13 protein-coding genes are annotated in these 16,414 nt (G+C 48.3%); 9 read left to right on the forward strand and 4 right to left on the reverse strand.

The window, feature by feature from the left end:
- Positions 1–68 precede the first annotated feature (68 nt).
- The 8 genes from ilvG to can all read left to right on the forward strand — a co-directional run bounded on the left by ilvG (position 69) and on the right by can (position 9,507).
- Positions 69–1,730, forward strand: a complete 1,662-nt coding sequence (gene ilvG, locus MHM89_RS07285; RefSeq protein WP_239408503.1) for an acetolactate synthase 2 catalytic subunit — start codon at positions 69–71, stop codon at positions 1,728–1,730.
- Positions 1,727–1,969 carry an acetolactate synthase 2 small subunit gene (gene ilvM / locus MHM89_RS07290; RefSeq protein ID WP_239408504.1) on the forward strand — a complete coding sequence of 81 codons (243 nt, stop codon included), beginning with the start codon at positions 1,727–1,729 and terminating at the stop codon, positions 1,967–1,969. The genes ilvG and ilvM overlap by 4 nt, the downstream gene beginning before the upstream one ends.
- 54 nt (positions 1,970–2,023) lie before the next feature.
- Complete coding sequence (locus MHM89_RS07295; RefSeq protein WP_239408505.1) at positions 2,024–2,947, forward strand: branched-chain amino acid transaminase; 924 nt, start codon at positions 2,024–2,026, stop codon at positions 2,945–2,947.
- Positions 2,948–3,033: 86 nt separating this feature from the next.
- Entirely contained in the window at positions 3,034–4,890 is a 1,857-nt protein-coding gene (gene ilvD / locus MHM89_RS07300; RefSeq protein WP_053910195.1) for a dihydroxy-acid dehydratase, read from the forward strand.
- Positions 4,890–6,449 carry a threonine ammonia-lyase, biosynthetic gene (ilvA, locus tag MHM89_RS07305; RefSeq protein WP_045980452.1) on the forward strand — a complete coding sequence of 520 codons (1,560 nt, stop codon included), beginning with the start codon at positions 4,890–4,892 and terminating at the stop codon, positions 6,447–6,449. Before ilvD ends, ilvA begins: the two co-directional genes overlap by 1 nt.
- A gap of 47 nt (positions 6,450–6,496) precedes the next feature.
- Positions 6,497–7,561: an ABC transporter substrate-binding protein gene (locus MHM89_RS07310; protein ID WP_239408506.1), complete on the forward strand. Its 1,065-nt coding sequence runs from the start codon at positions 6,497–6,499 to the stop codon at positions 7,559–7,561.
- 81 nt (positions 7,562–7,642) lie between these two features.
- Complete coding sequence (locus tag MHM89_RS07315) at positions 7,643–8,845, forward strand: methyltransferase (RefSeq protein WP_239408507.1); 1,203 nt, start codon at positions 7,643–7,645, stop codon at positions 8,843–8,845.
- Positions 8,842–9,507: a carbonate dehydratase gene (gene can, locus MHM89_RS07320; protein WP_022946622.1), complete on the forward strand. Its 666-nt coding sequence runs from the start codon at positions 8,842–8,844 to the stop codon at positions 9,505–9,507. Before MHM89_RS07315 ends, can begins: the two co-directional genes overlap by 4 nt.
- 31 nt (positions 9,508–9,538) lie before the next feature.
- Here the strand turns inward: can and MHM89_RS07325 are convergent, their stop codons facing one another.
- Positions 9,539–9,820 carry an accessory factor UbiK family protein gene (locus MHM89_RS07325; RefSeq protein ID WP_239408508.1) on the reverse strand — a complete coding sequence of 94 codons (282 nt, stop codon included), beginning with the start codon at positions 9,818–9,820 and terminating at the stop codon, positions 9,539–9,541.
- Positions 9,821–10,043: 223 nt separating this feature from the next.
- Here MHM89_RS07325 and rep point away from each other — a divergent pair, with 223 nt between their 5' ends.
- Positions 10,044–12,059: a DNA helicase Rep gene (gene rep / locus MHM89_RS07330; RefSeq protein WP_045980450.1), complete on the forward strand. Its 2,016-nt coding sequence runs from the start codon at positions 10,044–10,046 to the stop codon at positions 12,057–12,059.
- On the opposite strand, the gene MHM89_RS07335 is transcribed toward rep, so the two are convergent.
- The 3 genes from MHM89_RS07335 to elbB all read right to left on the reverse strand — a co-directional run bounded on the left by MHM89_RS07335 (position 12,046) and on the right by elbB (position 15,954).
- Entirely contained in the window at positions 12,046–14,610 is a 2,565-nt protein-coding gene (locus tag MHM89_RS07335) for a diguanylate cyclase (RefSeq protein ID WP_022946625.1), read from the reverse strand. The two genes, rep and MHM89_RS07335, sit on opposite strands and share 14 nt — an antisense overlap.
- A 134-nt stretch (positions 14,611–14,744) precedes the next feature.
- A complete protein-coding gene (locus MHM89_RS07340; RefSeq protein ID WP_022946626.1) occupies positions 14,745–15,137 on the reverse strand; it encodes a cytochrome c5 family protein in 393 nt (130 codons plus the stop codon).
- A gap of 166 nt (positions 15,138–15,303) precedes the next feature.
- On the reverse strand, positions 15,304–15,954 hold the full coding sequence (gene elbB, locus MHM89_RS07345) for an isoprenoid biosynthesis glyoxalase ElbB (protein WP_239408509.1): 651 nt from the start codon (positions 15,952–15,954) through the stop codon (positions 15,304–15,306).
- Positions 15,955–16,414: the final 460 nt, after the last annotated feature.

Genomic DNA, 16,414 nt, shown 5'->3' on the forward strand with positions numbered 1-16,414 from the left:
GCCCCCCGCACTGAAAAGTTCGGGGGGCTTCTTCGTTTATGGGCCAACACATTGAGGAATGAGGAAAAATGACTGGCGCAGAATTAGTGATCGACATATTAGCCAAAGAGGGCATAGACGAGGTATTTGGTTACCCTGGTGGGGCCATCATGCCCATTTACGATGCCCTTTATGAATCTCCAGTCACTCATTACTTAACTCGCCATGAGCAAGGAGCTGGCTTCGCCGCTGTGGGTTATGCTCGCAGTAGTGGCAAACTGGGTGTGTGCATGGCCACTAGTGGCCCGGGAGCCACAAACCTGATCACCGCCCTTGCCGATGCCATGATGGACTCCGTGCCGTTACTAGCCATTACTGGGCAGGTACCCACAGCGGCAATCGGCTCGGATGCATTCCAAGAGGTTGACGTCTTGGGAATGTCTCTTTCATGCACTAAGCATAGTTTTATGGTTGAGCGAAGTGAAGATTTAGCGCATACCCTGCAACAAGCCATCCACTTAGCTCAAAGTGGTCGCCCAGGCCCTGTGCTTGTTGATATTCCAAAAGATATTCAAATGAATGAGGCGCATTACCAGCCTTGGCTAGCCGAATCAGAGCCGACGTTGCAACCTTGCCAGCAACAAGTTCAATTGGCTAATCAGTTGCTAAGCGAAGCTCAGCGGCCAGTGGCCTATATCGGTGGTGGGGTTCAAAGTGCTGGAGCCCAGCAACAACTCATGCAGTTTCTATACAAGACCAATATGCCAGCGGTGCAAACACTTAAGGCGTTAGGCAGCGTCACACCGGATTATCCACTTAATTTGGGCATGTTAGGTATGCATGGCACTAAGGCCGCTAACTTGGCGGTACAAGAATGTGACCTGCTGTTGTGTATTGGTGCCCGTTTTGACGATCGCGTGACCGGCAACCTGACTAAGTTCGCGGCGAACGCGAAAGTTGTGCACCTTGATATCGATGCTGCTGAAGTTGGCAAGCGAAAGCCTACAGATGCATCGCTGGTGGCGGATTTAAAAATATCACTGCCGCAATTGCAGTGTTTTGTCAGCGAGCCGCAATGGTGTAACTATGTTGAGGAGCTAAACCAAGAGCATGCGTGGCGCTACGACTACCCCGGTGAAACCGTGTATGCACCAGCTTTACTTAATCAACTGTCGCAGCAGCTAAGTGCCGATGCAGTGGTATGTTGTGACGTTGGTCAGCACCAAATGTGGGTCGCGCAGCACATGCAATTTAGCCACCCGAGCAACCATTTAAGTAGCGGCGGCGCTGGAACTATGGGGTTTGGTTTACCTGCTGCCATTGGCGCGAAAATCGCCCGCCCCGAAGATACCGTGGTGGTGGTCTCCGGTGATGGCTCCATCATGATGAATATTCAAGAGCTGGCCACCATCCGCCGTAATAATTTAGATATTAAAATCGTGGTTATTGATAACCAAAGGTTGGGTATGGTGCGCCAATGGCAGCAGCTATTTTTCGCTGAACGCTACAGTGAAACGACCCTTTCTGACAATCCAGATTTTGTCGCCTTAGCGCGCGTTTTTGGCATCGAAGGGCGCTGCATCACTTCTCAGGAGCAAGTACAGGCTGCGCTTTGCGAGTTACACAGCAGTGACGGCCCGTATTTGCTGCATGTGTGTATTGATGATGCCGATAACGTCTGGCCATTGGTACCGCCAGGTGCCGCGAATGATCAAATGCTGACGCAAACAAACCAACAGGGGCAACCATGAAACATCGCTTAACCTTACATCTTGCCAATCAAACCGTCGCCGTTGAACGCTTTTTACGAGTTGCTCGCCACCGTGGTTTCAAGCTAACGGCGTTGGAATTAACCAGCAGTGAAGAGCATTATGCTATCAATATGACTGTCGACAGCGACAAACCCATCTATCTTTTAACGCAACAACTGAATAAGCTGGTAGATGTGCAAAGCGTGACTTTGCAACAACGACAACAACAAGCGATTTAGCGCTGCGACCAGCAAGGCGCACAGCAACACGGATTTATAAGAAGGTATTAACACATGACACAAACATCCGAATTAATCTGGCACAACGGCGAGATGATCCCTTACCAGCAAGCCACCACGCACGTATTAAGCCATGCCTTACATTATGGTAGCTCGGTATTTGAGGGGATCCGTGCCTATGACACCGCTAATGGGCCGGCTATTTTTCGTTTAACTGACCATATGAAGCGGCTCTTTGATTCGGCAAAAATCTACCGCATGGAAATCCCGTTTTCACTGGAAGAGTTAAATCAGGCGTGTAAAGAAGCGGTGAAACAAAATGGCTTTAGCGATGCTTATCTGCGCCCGTTTGCCTTTTTAGGTCACGTTGGTTTGGGGTTAAACCCCAAATCACACCTAGCCGATGTCACCGTAGCGGCCATGGAATGGGGCGCCTATCTCGGTGAGGACAGTCTCGCTCAAGGCGTTGATGTATGTATCTCTTCATGGAACCGCCTAGCGCCTAATACCATGCCCACGGCGGCAAAAGCGGGCGGCAACTATTTGTCTTCGCAGCTTATATCAGGTGAAGCCAAGCGTAACGGCTATGTTGAAGGCATTGCCTTAGACACCAATGGGTGTTTGAGTGAAGGAGCAGGCGAAAACCTCTTTGTGATTAAAAATGGTGTGCTATACACGCCACCGACCACCGCCTGTATTTTACCTGGCCTGACCCGCGACACCATTATGACGCTTGCCAAAGAGCGCGGTTATGAAGTACGTGAAGAGTCAATAGCCCGTGAGGCATTGTACCTTGCCGACGAATTCTTTATGACCGGTACGGCCGCCGAGGTCGTTCCGGTGCGCAGTGTCGACCAAATTCAGGTTGGCAAAGGTCAGCGTGGCGCTATCACCGAAGAGCTGCAAACCGCCTATTTTGATTTGGTCAAAGGGCGCAGTGAAGACCCGCGCGGCTGGCTAGAGTACGTAAACGACTAACGACGAGGTGCCACTAGCACCACTATTTTGGGAATGAGGTAAGTCAAGGCAGCCACGGCTGCGCTTGCAAATATATAGAGGTAAACATGGCAAAACTGCGCAGCGCAACAACCACCGAAGGACGCAAAAGAGCAGGGGCTCGGGCGCTTTGGCGAGCGACCGGCATGAACGACAGCGATTTTAAAAAGCCGATTATCGCGGTGGTTAATTCATACACTCAGTTCGTGCCAGGGCACGTGCATTTGAACCAGCTCAGCGAGCTAATGGCACATACCATTCGTGATGCCGGTGGGGTGCCACGTGAATTTAATACCATCGCCATTGATGACGGTATCGCCATGGGTCACGGCGGCATGCTGTATTCTCTGCCGTCACGAGACCTCATTGCCGATTCGGTGGAGTATATGGTTAATGCTCACTGTGCCGATGCCATGGTATGTATCTCTAACTGTGACAAAATCACCCCAGGGATGATGTTAGCCGCATTGCGATTAAATATTCCGGTGATCTTCGTCTCTGGCGGGCCGATGGAAGCGGGCAAAACCCGTCTTGCGGATATCGACATTAAATTAGATTTGGTTGATGCCATGGTCAAAGGCGCCGACCCTAGTGTCAGCGATGAAGACTCAGAACAAGTAGAGCGCTCTGCGTGTCCAACCTGCGGCTCATGCTCGGGTATGTTTACCGCCAACTCGATGAATTGTTTATTGGAAGCCCTAGGCTTGGCTCTTCCAGGAAACGGCACCACGTTAGCAACGCATAAGGATCGGATGCAGCTTTATGTTGAAGCCGGTCAACGCATCGTTGATTTATGTCAGCGTTACTATGGCCAAGAAGACGATTCGGTGCTGCCGCGTAATATCGCCAATCAGGCTGCCTTTATGAACTCAATGACGTTGGATATCGCCATGGGCGGTTCATCCAATACGGTGCTGCATTTATTAGCCGCCGCCCAAGAGGCTGGGGTGGATTTTGATATGAATGACATTGATAGGCTCTCACGCAGCACCCCATTTTTATGTAAAGTCGCTCCTGCGACGCAGCAATACCATATTGAGGATGTGCATCGCGCTGGCGGGATTATGGCCATTCTCAACGAATTGGCGAAAGCGGATAAGCTGGATTTATCCGTTGGCCACGTCGGGGGGGCCAACCTTGGCGAGGTGATTGCTCGCTATGATGCCAGCAAAGAAGAGAACACGGCGGCGCGCACATTTTACCGTGCTGGTCCTGCTGGCATCCGCACTACCAAAGCCATGAGTCAGGATTACCGTTGGCAAGAGATGGACTTGGACCGCGAGCAGGGGTGTATTCGCAGTGTCGAACATGCCTTTCGCCAAGATGGTGGGCTGGCGGTGCTTTATGGCAACTTAGCTCCCAACGGCTGTATTGTGAAAAGCGCGGGGGTCAGTGATGACATGTTGGTGTTTAAAGGCACTGCTAGGGTGTTTGAATCACAAGACGATGCAGTGGAAGGCATTTTAGGCGGCCAAGTACAAAAAGGCGATGTGGTGGTGATCCGCTACGAGGGCCCCAAGGGCGGCCCGGGCATGCAGGAAATGCTGTACCCGACTAGTTATCTAAAATCCATGGCCTTAGACAAGGATTGTGCGCTTATTACCGATGGCCGCTTTTCCGGTGGTACGTCGGGCTTTTCTGTGGGTCATGTTTCTCCTGAGGCTGCCAGTGGCGGTGCGATTGCTTTAGTCGAAGATGGGGATGAAGTGGTACTCGATATCCCCAACCGAGGTATCAATCTGAGTTTATCGCAGCAGCAGCTTGAGGCGCGGGCGCAAAAACAGCAGCAACGTGGCAAAGATGCATATAAGCCGCTCAACCGTAATCGTCCTGTAACAGCCGCGCTCAAGGCGTATGCGCTGTTGGCAACCAGTGCGGACAAAGGCGCTGTTCGCGACCTTGAAAAGCTTGAGGAGTTAAGCTGATGGCCGCCTCCGAGCTTGACTATTTTCGCGCTATTATCCAAGCCAATATGGAGCCTTTGGTTAAGTTCACAGAGGTCAGTGAACTGACTGCGTTAGAGCAAAAACTAGGGTGCAAGGTGTGGCTTAAGCGTGAGGACCAACAACCCGTTTACTCCTTTAAGTTGCGGGGCGCTTACAACAAGCTAAGGCAACTGGAAAAAGGCAGCAAGGTGATCACCGCCTCAGCTGGGAATCACGCACAAGGAGTGGCGTTAAGTGCCACCGAGTTAGGGCATCAAGCCATTATCGTGATGCCCCTTACCACGCCGCAGATCAAGGTCAATGCAGTGCGTGGCTTCGGTGGTGAGGTGATTTTACACGGCCATCACTTTGATGCTGCAAAAGCCCATGCCTTAAAACTGGCCGAGCAACTGCAGGCGGTGTTTGTGCCGCCATTCGATGATCCCGATGTGATCATTGGCCAAGGCACGATTGCGCGCGAGCTAATGCAGCAGCTTCCGCAGTTGGATGCGGTGTTTGTCCCGGTTGGCGGCGGCGGTTTGTTAGCCGGTATGGCGGTTTATATTAAATCGCTGCGCCCAGATATCCGCATCATTGCTGTGGAGGCCGAGGAAAGCGCCTGTTTGCAAGCGGCTATGGCCGCTGGAAAACCTGTAGAGCTTGAGCGGGTGGGCAGTTTTGCCGATGGCGTTGCGGTGAAGACCATCGGCAGCGAAACCTTTCGTCTGGCGCAGCAGTTTTGCGACGAAGTCGTGACCGTCAGTGGTGATGAAATTTGTGCTGCGGTACAAGATATTTTTGTCAGCACGCGGGCTGTAGCGGAGCCCTCTGGCGCGCTGTCTTTGGCAGGGCTAAAAAAATGGGCGACAACACAGGCTCAGCAAGGAGCTAATTTAGCGGCGGTGCTCTCCGGGGCGAACTTAAATTTTGACCGTCTTCGTCACATCGCCGAGAGAACGGCGCTCGGTGAGAAGAACGAGGCGTTATTGGCGGTGACCATTAAAGAAGAGAAAGGTAGCTTTAAGCGCTTTTGCCAATGCTTAGGCGGGCGTGCGATCACTGAGTTTAATTACCGTTATGCCGGCCCGGGTGAAGCACAAATCTTTGTCGGTATCGGGTTGCGTCAAGGTGTTAGTGAGCTTGAAGAACTACTCGGTGAGCTTGAACATCAGGGCTATCACTATGTTGATATGTCCGACAACGAGCTTGCTAAATTACATGTGCGTTATATGGTTGGCGGCAAGCCGACACAGCAGCTACAAGAGCGGGTACTGCGCTTTGAATTTCCCGAATACCCTGGTGCGCTAGCGCGCTTTCTCGATACTTTGGGGAGCAAATGGAATATTAGCTTATTCCACTATCGTAATCATGGGGCTGCGCTGGGTAATGTGTTGGCGGCATTTGAAGTACCTGGGCAAGATTATAATGCCTTTGATGAGCATTTGAAACGCCTTGGATATGGGTTTGTAGAAGAAACAGGTAATTCGTGTTATCAGCAGTTTCTCGCACACAACGGCTGCGAAGAGGAGGGTAAAATTGCCCAACAAGCTGGTATTTAAGCCTAAGCTTTAATATAGTATTAACAGCATTAGCACAAGGAAGTACAGTGAAGCAGCGCATGGAATGGAAAAAGGGCCTACTGAGTTTATTTTTGCTTTTTGGCCCTTTTTTTTCAGTAATGGCCAGCCCGACTAAAGTGACCTTACAGTTAAAATGGCGACATCAATTTCAATTTGCAGGTTATTATGTTGCCAAAGAGCTGGGTTATTACCGTGATCTGGGCTTAGAGGTCGACATTGTCGAGGCTGTTGGTAACGACACTGACAGCGTGGCCAAGGTGCTCGATAATCATGCTCAGTTTGGTATCAGTCACTCCGGTTTGCTTAAGCATCGTCTGCAGGGGCAGCCTGTAGTCGCAATGGCCGCACTGATGCAATCCTCCCCCTATTGCTGGCTAGTAAAGAAACACTCACCAATATTCGCTCCGCAAGATTTCGATAGTAAGAAAATCAGCTCGCTTAGCGCCAGTGAGAATGCTGAGCTTATCACTATGCTTGCCAATGAAGGCATACAGCCAGAGGTTGTTGATATTGGTGCTCAGGAGCCATTGGCTGCATGGATTGAAGGGCGCCTCGATGCCATTCAGGTGTACATTACCAACGAGCCCTATACCTTGGCGCAGCAAGGTATTGATTATCGTCTCGTATGCCCAAAGCAACATGGCTTCAATGTATATGGTGACGTGTTGTTTACATCACAGACCTTTCTTGATGCTCAGCCTGAAGTGGTAGCGCGTTTTTATCAAGCGAGCATGCGCGGTTGGCGTTACGCGTTACTCAACCTACAGCACAGTATTGCCCTCACTAAGCGTCATTATGCCGTTGATAAAAGCTTACAAGAGCTGGCTTTTGAAGCAGACCAACTCAAACCTTTGATGATGCGAACTGGCAGTACGCTAGGTGCAATGTCTGATGCGCGATGGCGACTGATTGCAGAGCTTTATGCACTGGATGATAAGCCTATGCAGGAGCACTTTCGCGGTTTTATGTATCAGCCAATACAACAAAGTGGTATGCGCTTGTCGTGGATGTTCATTCTGGCTATTGCCATCATCTTAGTTGCCGTCCCGACTTATGTTCGACTCGTGGTGCAAGCGCGAAAATCTAAATAGTATAGTGGCGAGATAAAGTTTTCTGCGCTTGAGCCAAGCGATTTGATATAATCTAACAATTGCAGTCCGTTAGTCTTTCTCATGCCATCGTTAACATCGCACTTTCAACGCCTAGATCAATTGCTTAATGACACTCGAGATTACTGGCAATGTGTGGCATTTTCATGCGAGCACTACCCTTGGCCTGAATTAACAACGGTGCTGGAGAATCTCAGCGATGAGCAAGTGGCTGAGCTTGATGCTCAACCATCACAGTTAATAGACTACTTCAGTGCTCATATTGACCAGCTTTCGCAGTTGCCAGAACTAACCGATTTGCCTACCAGCACACAAGCACAGCCTCAAGCGCTACCATTTTGGCTAAGTAATGGTATTAAAGGCCGTAAATTGACCCAGCTACAGTGCTTTGTTGATGGACTTGCACCTGCGCAGGAAGGCAGTACCGTCTTAGAGTGGTGTGCGGGTAAAGGTCATCTCGGGCGCCTCCTCGCGCACCAACATCAGGTGCCCGTGCACAGTGTGGAAATTCAGCAGCATCTATGTGAGCAAGGTGAACAGCTAGCGGATAAGCTAAACTTACCGATTCACTTTCACCAAGGCAATGTACTGACAGATGATTTTAGTGCCCTAATTGAGCAGTGTGATCACGCTGTTGCCCTACATGCTTGCGGAGGCTTGCATCAATCCTTGTTACGTCAGGCCTGTCAGCAGCAAACACCTCGTATTTCAATTTCTCCCTGTTGCTATCATTTGTTTATTGATGGCGACTATTACCAACCAATGAGCGCAGCTGTACAGGCAAGCTCATTGCGGTTGACCAGCAGTGATCTAAAACTTGCGCTGCAACAAACTGTGACAGCACCACAGCGAGTGCGGCGCGTGCGGCAAAAAGAGGTGTTATGGCGACTCGGGTTTGATCAGTTGGTGCGTGAGCAATTTAAGCGCTCACAGTACACGCCCGTGCCTTCGGTTGGTAAGCAAATATTCAGCGGTGAATTCTCAGATTTTTGTTTATGGGCGGCACGAGAAAAGGGCTTAACCCTGCCAGAAAAGTGCGATTTTACTCGCTATTTGAAGCTCGCAGAGCAAAGGAAGCGCATGACGGAGCGAATCGAACTGGTAAGACATCTCTTTAGAAGGGCAATAGAAGTTTGGCTGGTTTTAGATCGTGCTTTATATTTGCAGCAACACAATTATCAGGTGGACCTCAGTGAGTTTTGCGAAACTGAAATCACACCTCGTAATATCTTAATTGAAGCCAGCATAAACAGTGAGATGCAATGAAGAATCTAGGTCACCTTTTTGAAAGTAATAGGCAATGGGCTGAACGAACTACGGACCATGACCCGGAATTTTTTCAAAAGTTATCGCAGCAGCAAAGCCCTAAATATTTGTGGATTGGTTGTTCAGATTCTCGCGTCCCTGCAAACCAAATAGTAGACCTTATGCCCGGCGAGTTATTTGTTCATCGCAACGTCGCCAATGTTGTGGTGCACACTGATCATAACTGTTTGTCGGTGATGCAATATGCAGTAGAAGTTTTGAAAGTTCAGCATATTATGGTGGTGGGTCATTATGGCTGTGGCGGCGTTAAGGCAGTGCTCGATGAGGCCAAGCTGGGGTTAATTGATAATTGGTTACGCCATGTTGATGACGTTAAAGCCCAGCATTTATCACTGTTAAATAGCGCACCTGAGGCTCAGCGTCTGGCTCGCTTAATTGAGCTTAATGTGATTGAACAAGTACGTAATGTTTGCCGTACCAACATAGTCCAAGATGCATGGGCTAGAGAGCAGCCGTTGACGGTGCATGGTTGGGTGTATGGGCTTGAAAATGGCCGTTTACATGACCTCGATGCCGTGGTTCGCTGTCATCAAGAGCTACATAGCAGCTACAAAGAGGCGCTGCACAACGTTGCCTTGCGCGTGAGAGCTAATGCGCAATAACGAATAGTTGGGCAGCCAATCTAGCCTCGAATTAACCTTCGTCTTGGTTTTCTTGGTTTTCTTGGTTACCCTGAATTTGCGCTTCTAAAAGCGCCACTTTTTGCTCTAGCGCCGTCAGCTTTTCACGTGTTCTTACTAGCACTTGGCTTTGAATATCGAACTCTTCGCGGCTCACGAAGTCCATCTCTGAGAGTTTATTTTGCAGTACTTGTTTAGTCTTACTTTCAAAGTTTTCGGCCATATCGCGCATGCCTTTAGGCATGTTACTGCCAATCTGGCGAGCAATTTCTTCAATTTTTGCAGGGTTTATCATTGCACAGCTCCTTTTCTCACATACTTAAGTGTAACTAACCTCAAGCACAAATAACAACTTGTTTGCCTTAGGGCAGCGTTTATATACGCTGTATCTAACCCAAGTCACAATACAGTTTGCGTTAGTTCATACTTATTTATTTCTCACGGCCCTAATATCGCGGCTGTATCACTTGCGCTAATAAGATAAAATACGTAGCCCACGGATACTCAGATTAGGTTTTATGAAGCTCAACCCTCAACAAAACGAAGCAGTGAAATACATTAGCGGGCCTTGTCTCGTCCTCGCTGGTGCGGGCTCTGGTAAAACCCGCGTGATCACTAATAAGATAGCTTATTTGGTTCAGCAGTGTGAGTATCGGGCCCGTAACATCGCGGCGGTTACCTTCACCAACAAGGCTGCCAAGGAAATGCGTGAGCGCGTTGCGCAAACTTTAGGTAAGCAAGAGGCCAAAGGGCTGTGGGTATCCACCTTCCATACCCTCGGCTTAGAGATAATTAAAAAAGAGTTGAAAACCTTGGGCTTTAAATCAGGCTTTTCACTCTTTGACGACCAAGATACGAATCAGCTTCTCAATGAGCTGACCGCAGACGAGCTCGATGGTGACAAAGACTTACTTAAGTTGTTGAAAATGCAAATCAGCGACTGGAAAAACGAGCTGATCTTGCCACAACAGGCAATTGCGGCTGCTCGAGAGCAGCAAAAAGCCCTTTTTGCACAACTTTATGCCCGCTATCAAACCCAGTTGCGTGCTTACAATGCGCTCGACTTTGACGATCTGATTATGATCCCGACGTTATTGCTTAATAGTCATGCCGAGGTGCGTGAGCGTTGGCAAAATCGCTTTCGTTATATGCTGGTGGATGAATATCAAGATACCAATACCAGCCAATACCAATTGGTTAAGCTATTGGTCGGGCAGCGGGCGCGCTTTACTGTCGTAGGTGATGATGACCAATCTATTTATTCGTGGCGCGGAGCAAAGCCACAAAACCTCGTACAATTGAGTAAAGACTACCCGCATCTGCGTCTTATCAAGCTAGAGCAAAATTACCGTAGTGCTGGACGCATTCTTAAAGCGGCTAATATTCTCATTGCCAATAATCCGCATGTTTTTGATAAAAAACTGTTTAGTGAGCTGGGCTTTGGTGATCAGATTAAAGTCATTGGTACTCGCGATGAGGAGCACGAAGCCGAACGTGTGGTAGCAGAGATTATTTCTCATAAGTTTACCAAGCGCACAAGCTACCGCGACTACGCTATTCTATATCGCGGTAATCACCAAGCGCGGGTGTTTGAAAAGGCGCTGATGAGTAACCGTATACCCTATAAAATCAGTGGTGGAATGTCCTTTTTTGCGCGTGCTGAGATCAAAGACATGATGGCTTATCTGCGATTGCTGGTAAACCAAGATGACGATAACGCGTTTTTGCGCATCGTAAACACTCCCAAGCGTGAAATTGGTCCTATGACCTTGGAGAAGCTGGGTTCGTTGGCGAATGACAAGCACATTAGCTTATTTGCTGCATGTTTTGAGCCCGAGCTTGCGCAGCGTTTACAAGGGCGAGGTTTTAACGCGTTAATGGGGTTTGCTCGGTGGGTCGTGGAGTTAGCCGATAACTGCCAACGTAGTGACACCCTTGAGGCGGTGAAAGACTTAGTGCGACAAATTAATTATGAAGCCTATTTGTATGAGACTTCGACTAGCGCTAAAGCCGCTGAGATGCGCATGAAGAATGTCTCTGAGTTATATCGTTGGATCACTGACATGCTCACTGGTGATGCTGACAATCCAGCCCTTACCCTACCTGAGGTGGTGATGAAGCTCACCCTGCGCGATATGATGGAGCGTAATGAAGAGGAAGATGACAGTGATGCGGTGCAACTACTGACACTGCATGCCTCTAAGGGCTTGGAGTACCCTTATGTATTTATGGTCGGTATGGAAGAGGGACTCTTGCCACACCAGACCAGTATTGACGAGGACAATGTTGAAGAGGAGCGTCGCTTGGCCTATGTGGGGATCACCCGAGCGCAACAAGAGTTAGTGATGACGTATGCCAAAAGCCGTCGTCAATTTGGTGAAACCATAACCCCAGAAATTAGCCGTTTTGTGGAGGAACTCCCGCAGCAAGATTTGGCTTTCGAAGCACGAAAAGCACCACAAAATCAGCAACAACGCATGGAGCAAGGGCAGGCCCGAGTGGCTAATTTAAGGGCCATGCTTAAGAAGGAATAGCGTGCAGTGGTTGTTGCTCGGCAATGGCGTGTTGCTGACCAATAAAGTGATGCACGCCATGGTGTTCAAGCAACGAGCGATAATTAAGAATACAGGGCCCTTTAGCGATCACCATGCAGTCATTTAGTTGTGTGACTGCCAACACGCCTTGCAGCATATGATCGTAACGTGGGTCCTGTAATACTCGACGGCTAAAGGTGGCATTGAGTAATACACAGAAGTAGGGCAGCTGGGTCAGTAAGCTTAACTCGCAGCGATCTTTACCAAACTCATTGAGCCCAATATGCAACCCCTGCTGGTAGAGCTTGTCTAAATTTTTCATTTGGTTAGCGCTACAAAAGCGCAGTTCGGCTTCACTGAACAACAGGCAGAGTTTATCTTTATTCGTCAGTTGACCGACCCAATGACTAAGCCCCTCAAAGTGTTTATCATCCAGCAACAAACTTGAGCAATTGAGTAAACTCATAATATCGCTTTGGTGTTGATTAAAGCCATATTTGAGCAGTTTGAGCTCTACCTTAGCGAGCTCGTAATTATCACTGGCAAAACGCTTAAGTTGTTCAAAACTGGTACTCCCGAGCACTGGGTGCTCGCCATAAGCATCAAGTAATTGCGCGTGAGGTTGCTGCTGGTCGAAGTTTACGATGTCGCTAGCACGAAAATGGGTGTGCAAATCCATTAGATGATGACGTTGATGTGGCTCTTGCTGATCGTTGCCATAGCCTAGCAGCGGGTGATAAAACTCAAAGCGGCCTTTGCCAGTTTGTTTGGCATAATACATGGCGGCATCGGCATCACGAATGATTTCATCGGTATGGCTGTAGTCGCGTTTACTGTAAGTAATGCCAATACTGGCACCGCTTTGAATACAAATCCCTTGGTTGCAGAAGGGTTGCTGCATCACTGCAATAATGCGCTTGGCAACATCCTCGGCTTGTTGACGCTCGTTGAGTTGGGTGAGCAGAATAACAAATTCGTCGCCACCAAGGCGGGCGATCAAATCATGATCGCGAATACATTGCTTAAGCTTATCCGCCACTTCAATGAGGAATTGGTCGCCACACTGATGACCCAGCTTATCATTGATATCTTTAAACTTATCCAGGTCGATGAACAATACGGCAAAGTCTTTTTCAGGAAAGCGCTGATATTGCCCCAATGTGCGCTCAAGCTGAGATAAGAACAAACTGCGATTGGGTAACCCTGTTAGTGAGTCATGATGAGCATCATGATAAAGCTGCTGCTCTATTTTACGGCGCTCGTCAATTTGTAGTTGTAAATGTAAGTTGGCTTGACGTAGCTCCCGCGTTTTTTCAGCCACACGTAACTCTAATTCTTGGTGACTCTGTCGCAGCGCTTGCTGCGATAAATGGTTTTGCAGCACGTTGGCAATTTGGTTGGAGACGTAAGCGATGAGCTCAACATCCTCTTGCACGAAGTCGTACTTGTTGTTGTATGCCTGGCAAACAATGAGTCCAATCACTCCTTGCGCTGTTTTTAGGGGAGCTCCTAGCCAGCTAGTACAGCGACAGCTTGGGTCTAATTTACCTTGGCGCTCAATGATGCCCTCAGCTATCAACTGCTCGCTGCGAGCCCTATCTATTAATTGGCACTGCTTGGATGTTAGTACTAACTCACTAAAGCCTTTTGCAAAGGGTCGCGGACCAAAGTCTTCGCTGCACTCATCGACGGCGTAAGGGAAGGTAAGCCAATTATTGTCTTTATCATACAGCGCAATATAAAGGTTTTCCGCATAGGTGATGGACTTCATGATCTGGTGAACATGGTAGTAGACATCATCAATATTGATCGACTGGCTCGCCAGTTCCGATATTTGGAATAACGTTTGCTGTCGTTCTAAAGCTTTTTTACGTTGGCTAATTTCGTCATTAAGCGCTTGGTTGCTAAGCGTTAATGCTTGAGTACGTTGCTTTACTTGGCTTTCAAGTAATTCGCGTTTTTTCACCCGCTCAATGGCCGTTGCTAGATACAGCGCGATGACCTCAAATAGCTCAATTTGCTCTTGGCTATAGCCTTGTTTGGCATCATAGCTTTGCGACACCATGACACCAATCACATCAGTATCTTGATAAATAGGTACACCAAGCCAATGTTCGGCTTGCGCCCCTAAAATTTTGAACTTGCCTTGTTGCTGCGCTGCGGTCATGGTTTCACGAGTGAAATAGGCGGTTGCCCGTGAACGAAATACGTAGCCAGTCACACCTTGCTCAAAATGCTGATCGGTGACTAAGGGAGTTTGTATTCCGTCTTTCTGATCAACGAAGTAGGAGAGCTCCAGTAGTCCTGTATCTGGGTTACGAAGGACCACATAAAAATTTTTACTCGGTACGTAATCGGCCAGCAGGCGCTGAATTGCAGGGTAGAAAGAGCACAGCTCAGGAATGGTACTGGCTTGTTCTGACAGTAAAATAAGGGCATGTTGGAGGTGGTGTTGCTGCTTGTATTTTTGCAGCAACGCCTTCAGGCGTTTATTCTTTTTCTGGAGCTTATTGAGCTCCTGCGGGGACCACTCATCCACTGAACGTGCCATTTGTTATTTTTGTTTATTTATTAACCGCCAAATATTCCATCTTTTTTGGTTCAGGTCAAGGAGTATCGACCTCTATACTAGGAACGAAAAAGGGAGGCCATTGCCTCCCTTTTTAACTCTTTAACAAGTCGTTGTTACTGCTTAACCATAAAGTCGATAGCAGCTTGGATTTCCTCATCCGAACAATCCATACAAGTACCGCGCGGAGGCATTGCATTGAAACCATTAATCGCGTGATCAAGCAATGTATCCATGCCTTTTGCTAGGCGAGGTTCCCAGTCAGCTGCTGTTTTTGGAGCGCCGAGTGCACCTGAACCATGACATGCGAAACAGGCCGCTTGATATACTTGTTCACCACTGCGAGGGCCGCTTGGCGCCGCATCGGCAGCAGCAGTTTCACCGGCAAGGTAAACATCACCAACAGGTTGCAGGCGCTTTTTGATAGCTTCCTCGGTGAGTGAGTTGTCGTAAGGTTGCGCGTAAACAGCAGTGGATAACAGTAACAGTGCAGCTGATAGTTTCTTCATGTTTCTTTGCTCATTCGGGTGCTAACGGTCTATACGACCTGGTGACGAAATATCGGCAAATTATAACCGCAGCGAGCGATTTATAAAATGCCTAGATTTCATTAATGCGTTAAAAAGTAGCCATTTTATGCGCTAGCGCAAAATATTGTCGCCGTTGCACATCGCGTTAAATCCAGCTCAACAGCTTATTCACGGCTTTTTCGATACCGCTGGCTGCTTCTTTGACGGAGCCCGCAAGCATGTAGGCAGGCGTGGAAACAACCTTCGCTTTTTCATCAGCGACGATGTCATCAACGGCGCAGTCCACATGCTCGGCGCCAAGTGCATTCATCGCCGAAGCAGTATCGTTGTCGTTACCTATGGTCGCTTTTGTGCCTTGTGGGTAGATGTGCGCAATCATTGCTGGCGCGATACACAAATAAGCCGCTGGCTTGCCTTGTTCGGCAAAGCTTTTACAGACCCGCTCTACCTCTGAATTTAATGAGCTATCGGCACCTTTTAGAGCGAAGTCGCATAAATTTTTTGCGGCGCCAAAGCCTCCGGGCAAAATAAGGGCGTCGTAGTCGCTAACATTAAGCTCTTTGAGATCAAGAATCTCTCCTCGGGCAATACGCGCCGCTTCTTCCAATACATTGCGTGTTTGCTGCTGCTCTTCCCCAGTTAAGTGATTAATCACATGGTGCTGGTCTATATTGGGGGCAAAACATTGATACTGCGCGCCCGCTTGCTCAAGATAAAGTAAAGTCAGTACTGATTCATGAATTTCGGCGCCATCAAAGACCCCACAGCCACTTAAAATTATCGCCACATTCGCCATTGTTTTGCTCCTTGATCAGATGAAAGATAATATTCTCTGCCCTAGTAAGGTAACGATCCTAGGTAGCTCCCGTCAACGCTGATTTATGCTCAGCTCTCATGCCACTAAGAGAAAAAAGTTATAAAGGATCACTAGGATCTTTGATCCTTTATGCTAGAATGCGTAGCTGGTTATCGAAAAGGACGTTGTACACGCATTCTTAGCGCCCCTTAGAAAGCCACTTTCCACATCGGATAAATAAAATAAAAAAGAAAACCGAATTACGTAGTCTTTTCTTTTTCTAACTAAAACAATAAATTACAAACCTATCTGGATTCGAAAAATGAACCTGGAGGGTAAGTCATGGTTTTTATCTACAAAGTTATCCACAGGTTTTTAGTTCACTACTTTTACTCTATTTACAGCGCTTAACAGCAATTGCAACTCGTTTTCTTAAGCGCCTTATGGCATCCTTGCGTTA

The sequence above is a fragment of the Pseudoalteromonas sp. CNC9-20 genome (assembly GCF_022347875.1).
Lineage (GTDB): Bacteria > Pseudomonadota > Gammaproteobacteria > Enterobacterales > Alteromonadaceae > Pseudoalteromonas > Pseudoalteromonas ruthenica.

What these genes read in the sequence shown, in the direction of transcription:
- ilvG (WP_239408503.1), top strand. Translation starts at nt 69, where the DNA reads ATGACTGGCGCAGAATTAGTGATCGACATATTAGCCAAAGAGGGCATA.
- ilvM (WP_239408504.1), top strand. Translation starts at nt 1,727, where the DNA reads ATGAAACATCGCTTAACCTTACATCTTGCCAATCAAACCGTCGCCGTT.
- MHM89_RS07295 (WP_239408505.1), top strand. Translation starts at nt 2,024, where the DNA reads ATGACACAAACATCCGAATTAATCTGGCACAACGGCGAGATGATCCCT.
- ilvD (WP_053910195.1), top strand. Translation starts at nt 3,034, where the DNA reads ATGGCAAAACTGCGCAGCGCAACAACCACCGAAGGACGCAAAAGAGCA.
- ilvA (WP_045980452.1), top strand. Translation starts at nt 4,890, where the DNA reads ATGGCCGCCTCCGAGCTTGACTATTTTCGCGCTATTATCCAAGCCAAT.
- MHM89_RS07315 (WP_239408507.1), top strand. Translation starts at nt 7,643, where the DNA reads ATGCCATCGTTAACATCGCACTTTCAACGCCTAGATCAATTGCTTAAT.
- can (WP_022946622.1), top strand. Translation starts at nt 8,842, where the DNA reads ATGAAGAATCTAGGTCACCTTTTTGAAAGTAATAGGCAATGGGCTGAA.
- MHM89_RS07325 (WP_239408508.1), bottom strand. Translation starts at nt 9,820, where the DNA reads ATGATAAACCCTGCAAAAATTGAAGAAATTGCTCGCCAGATTGGCAGT.
- rep (WP_045980450.1), top strand. Translation starts at nt 10,044, where the DNA reads ATGAAGCTCAACCCTCAACAAAACGAAGCAGTGAAATACATTAGCGGG.
- MHM89_RS07335 (WP_022946625.1), bottom strand. Translation starts at nt 14,610, where the DNA reads ATGGCACGTTCAGTGGATGAGTGGTCCCCGCAGGAGCTCAATAAGCTC.
- MHM89_RS07340 (WP_022946626.1), bottom strand. Translation starts at nt 15,137, where the DNA reads ATGAAGAAACTATCAGCTGCACTGTTACTGTTATCCACTGCTGTTTAC.
- elbB (WP_239408509.1), bottom strand. Translation starts at nt 15,954, where the DNA reads ATGGCGAATGTGGCGATAATTTTAAGTGGCTGTGGGGTCTTTGATGGC.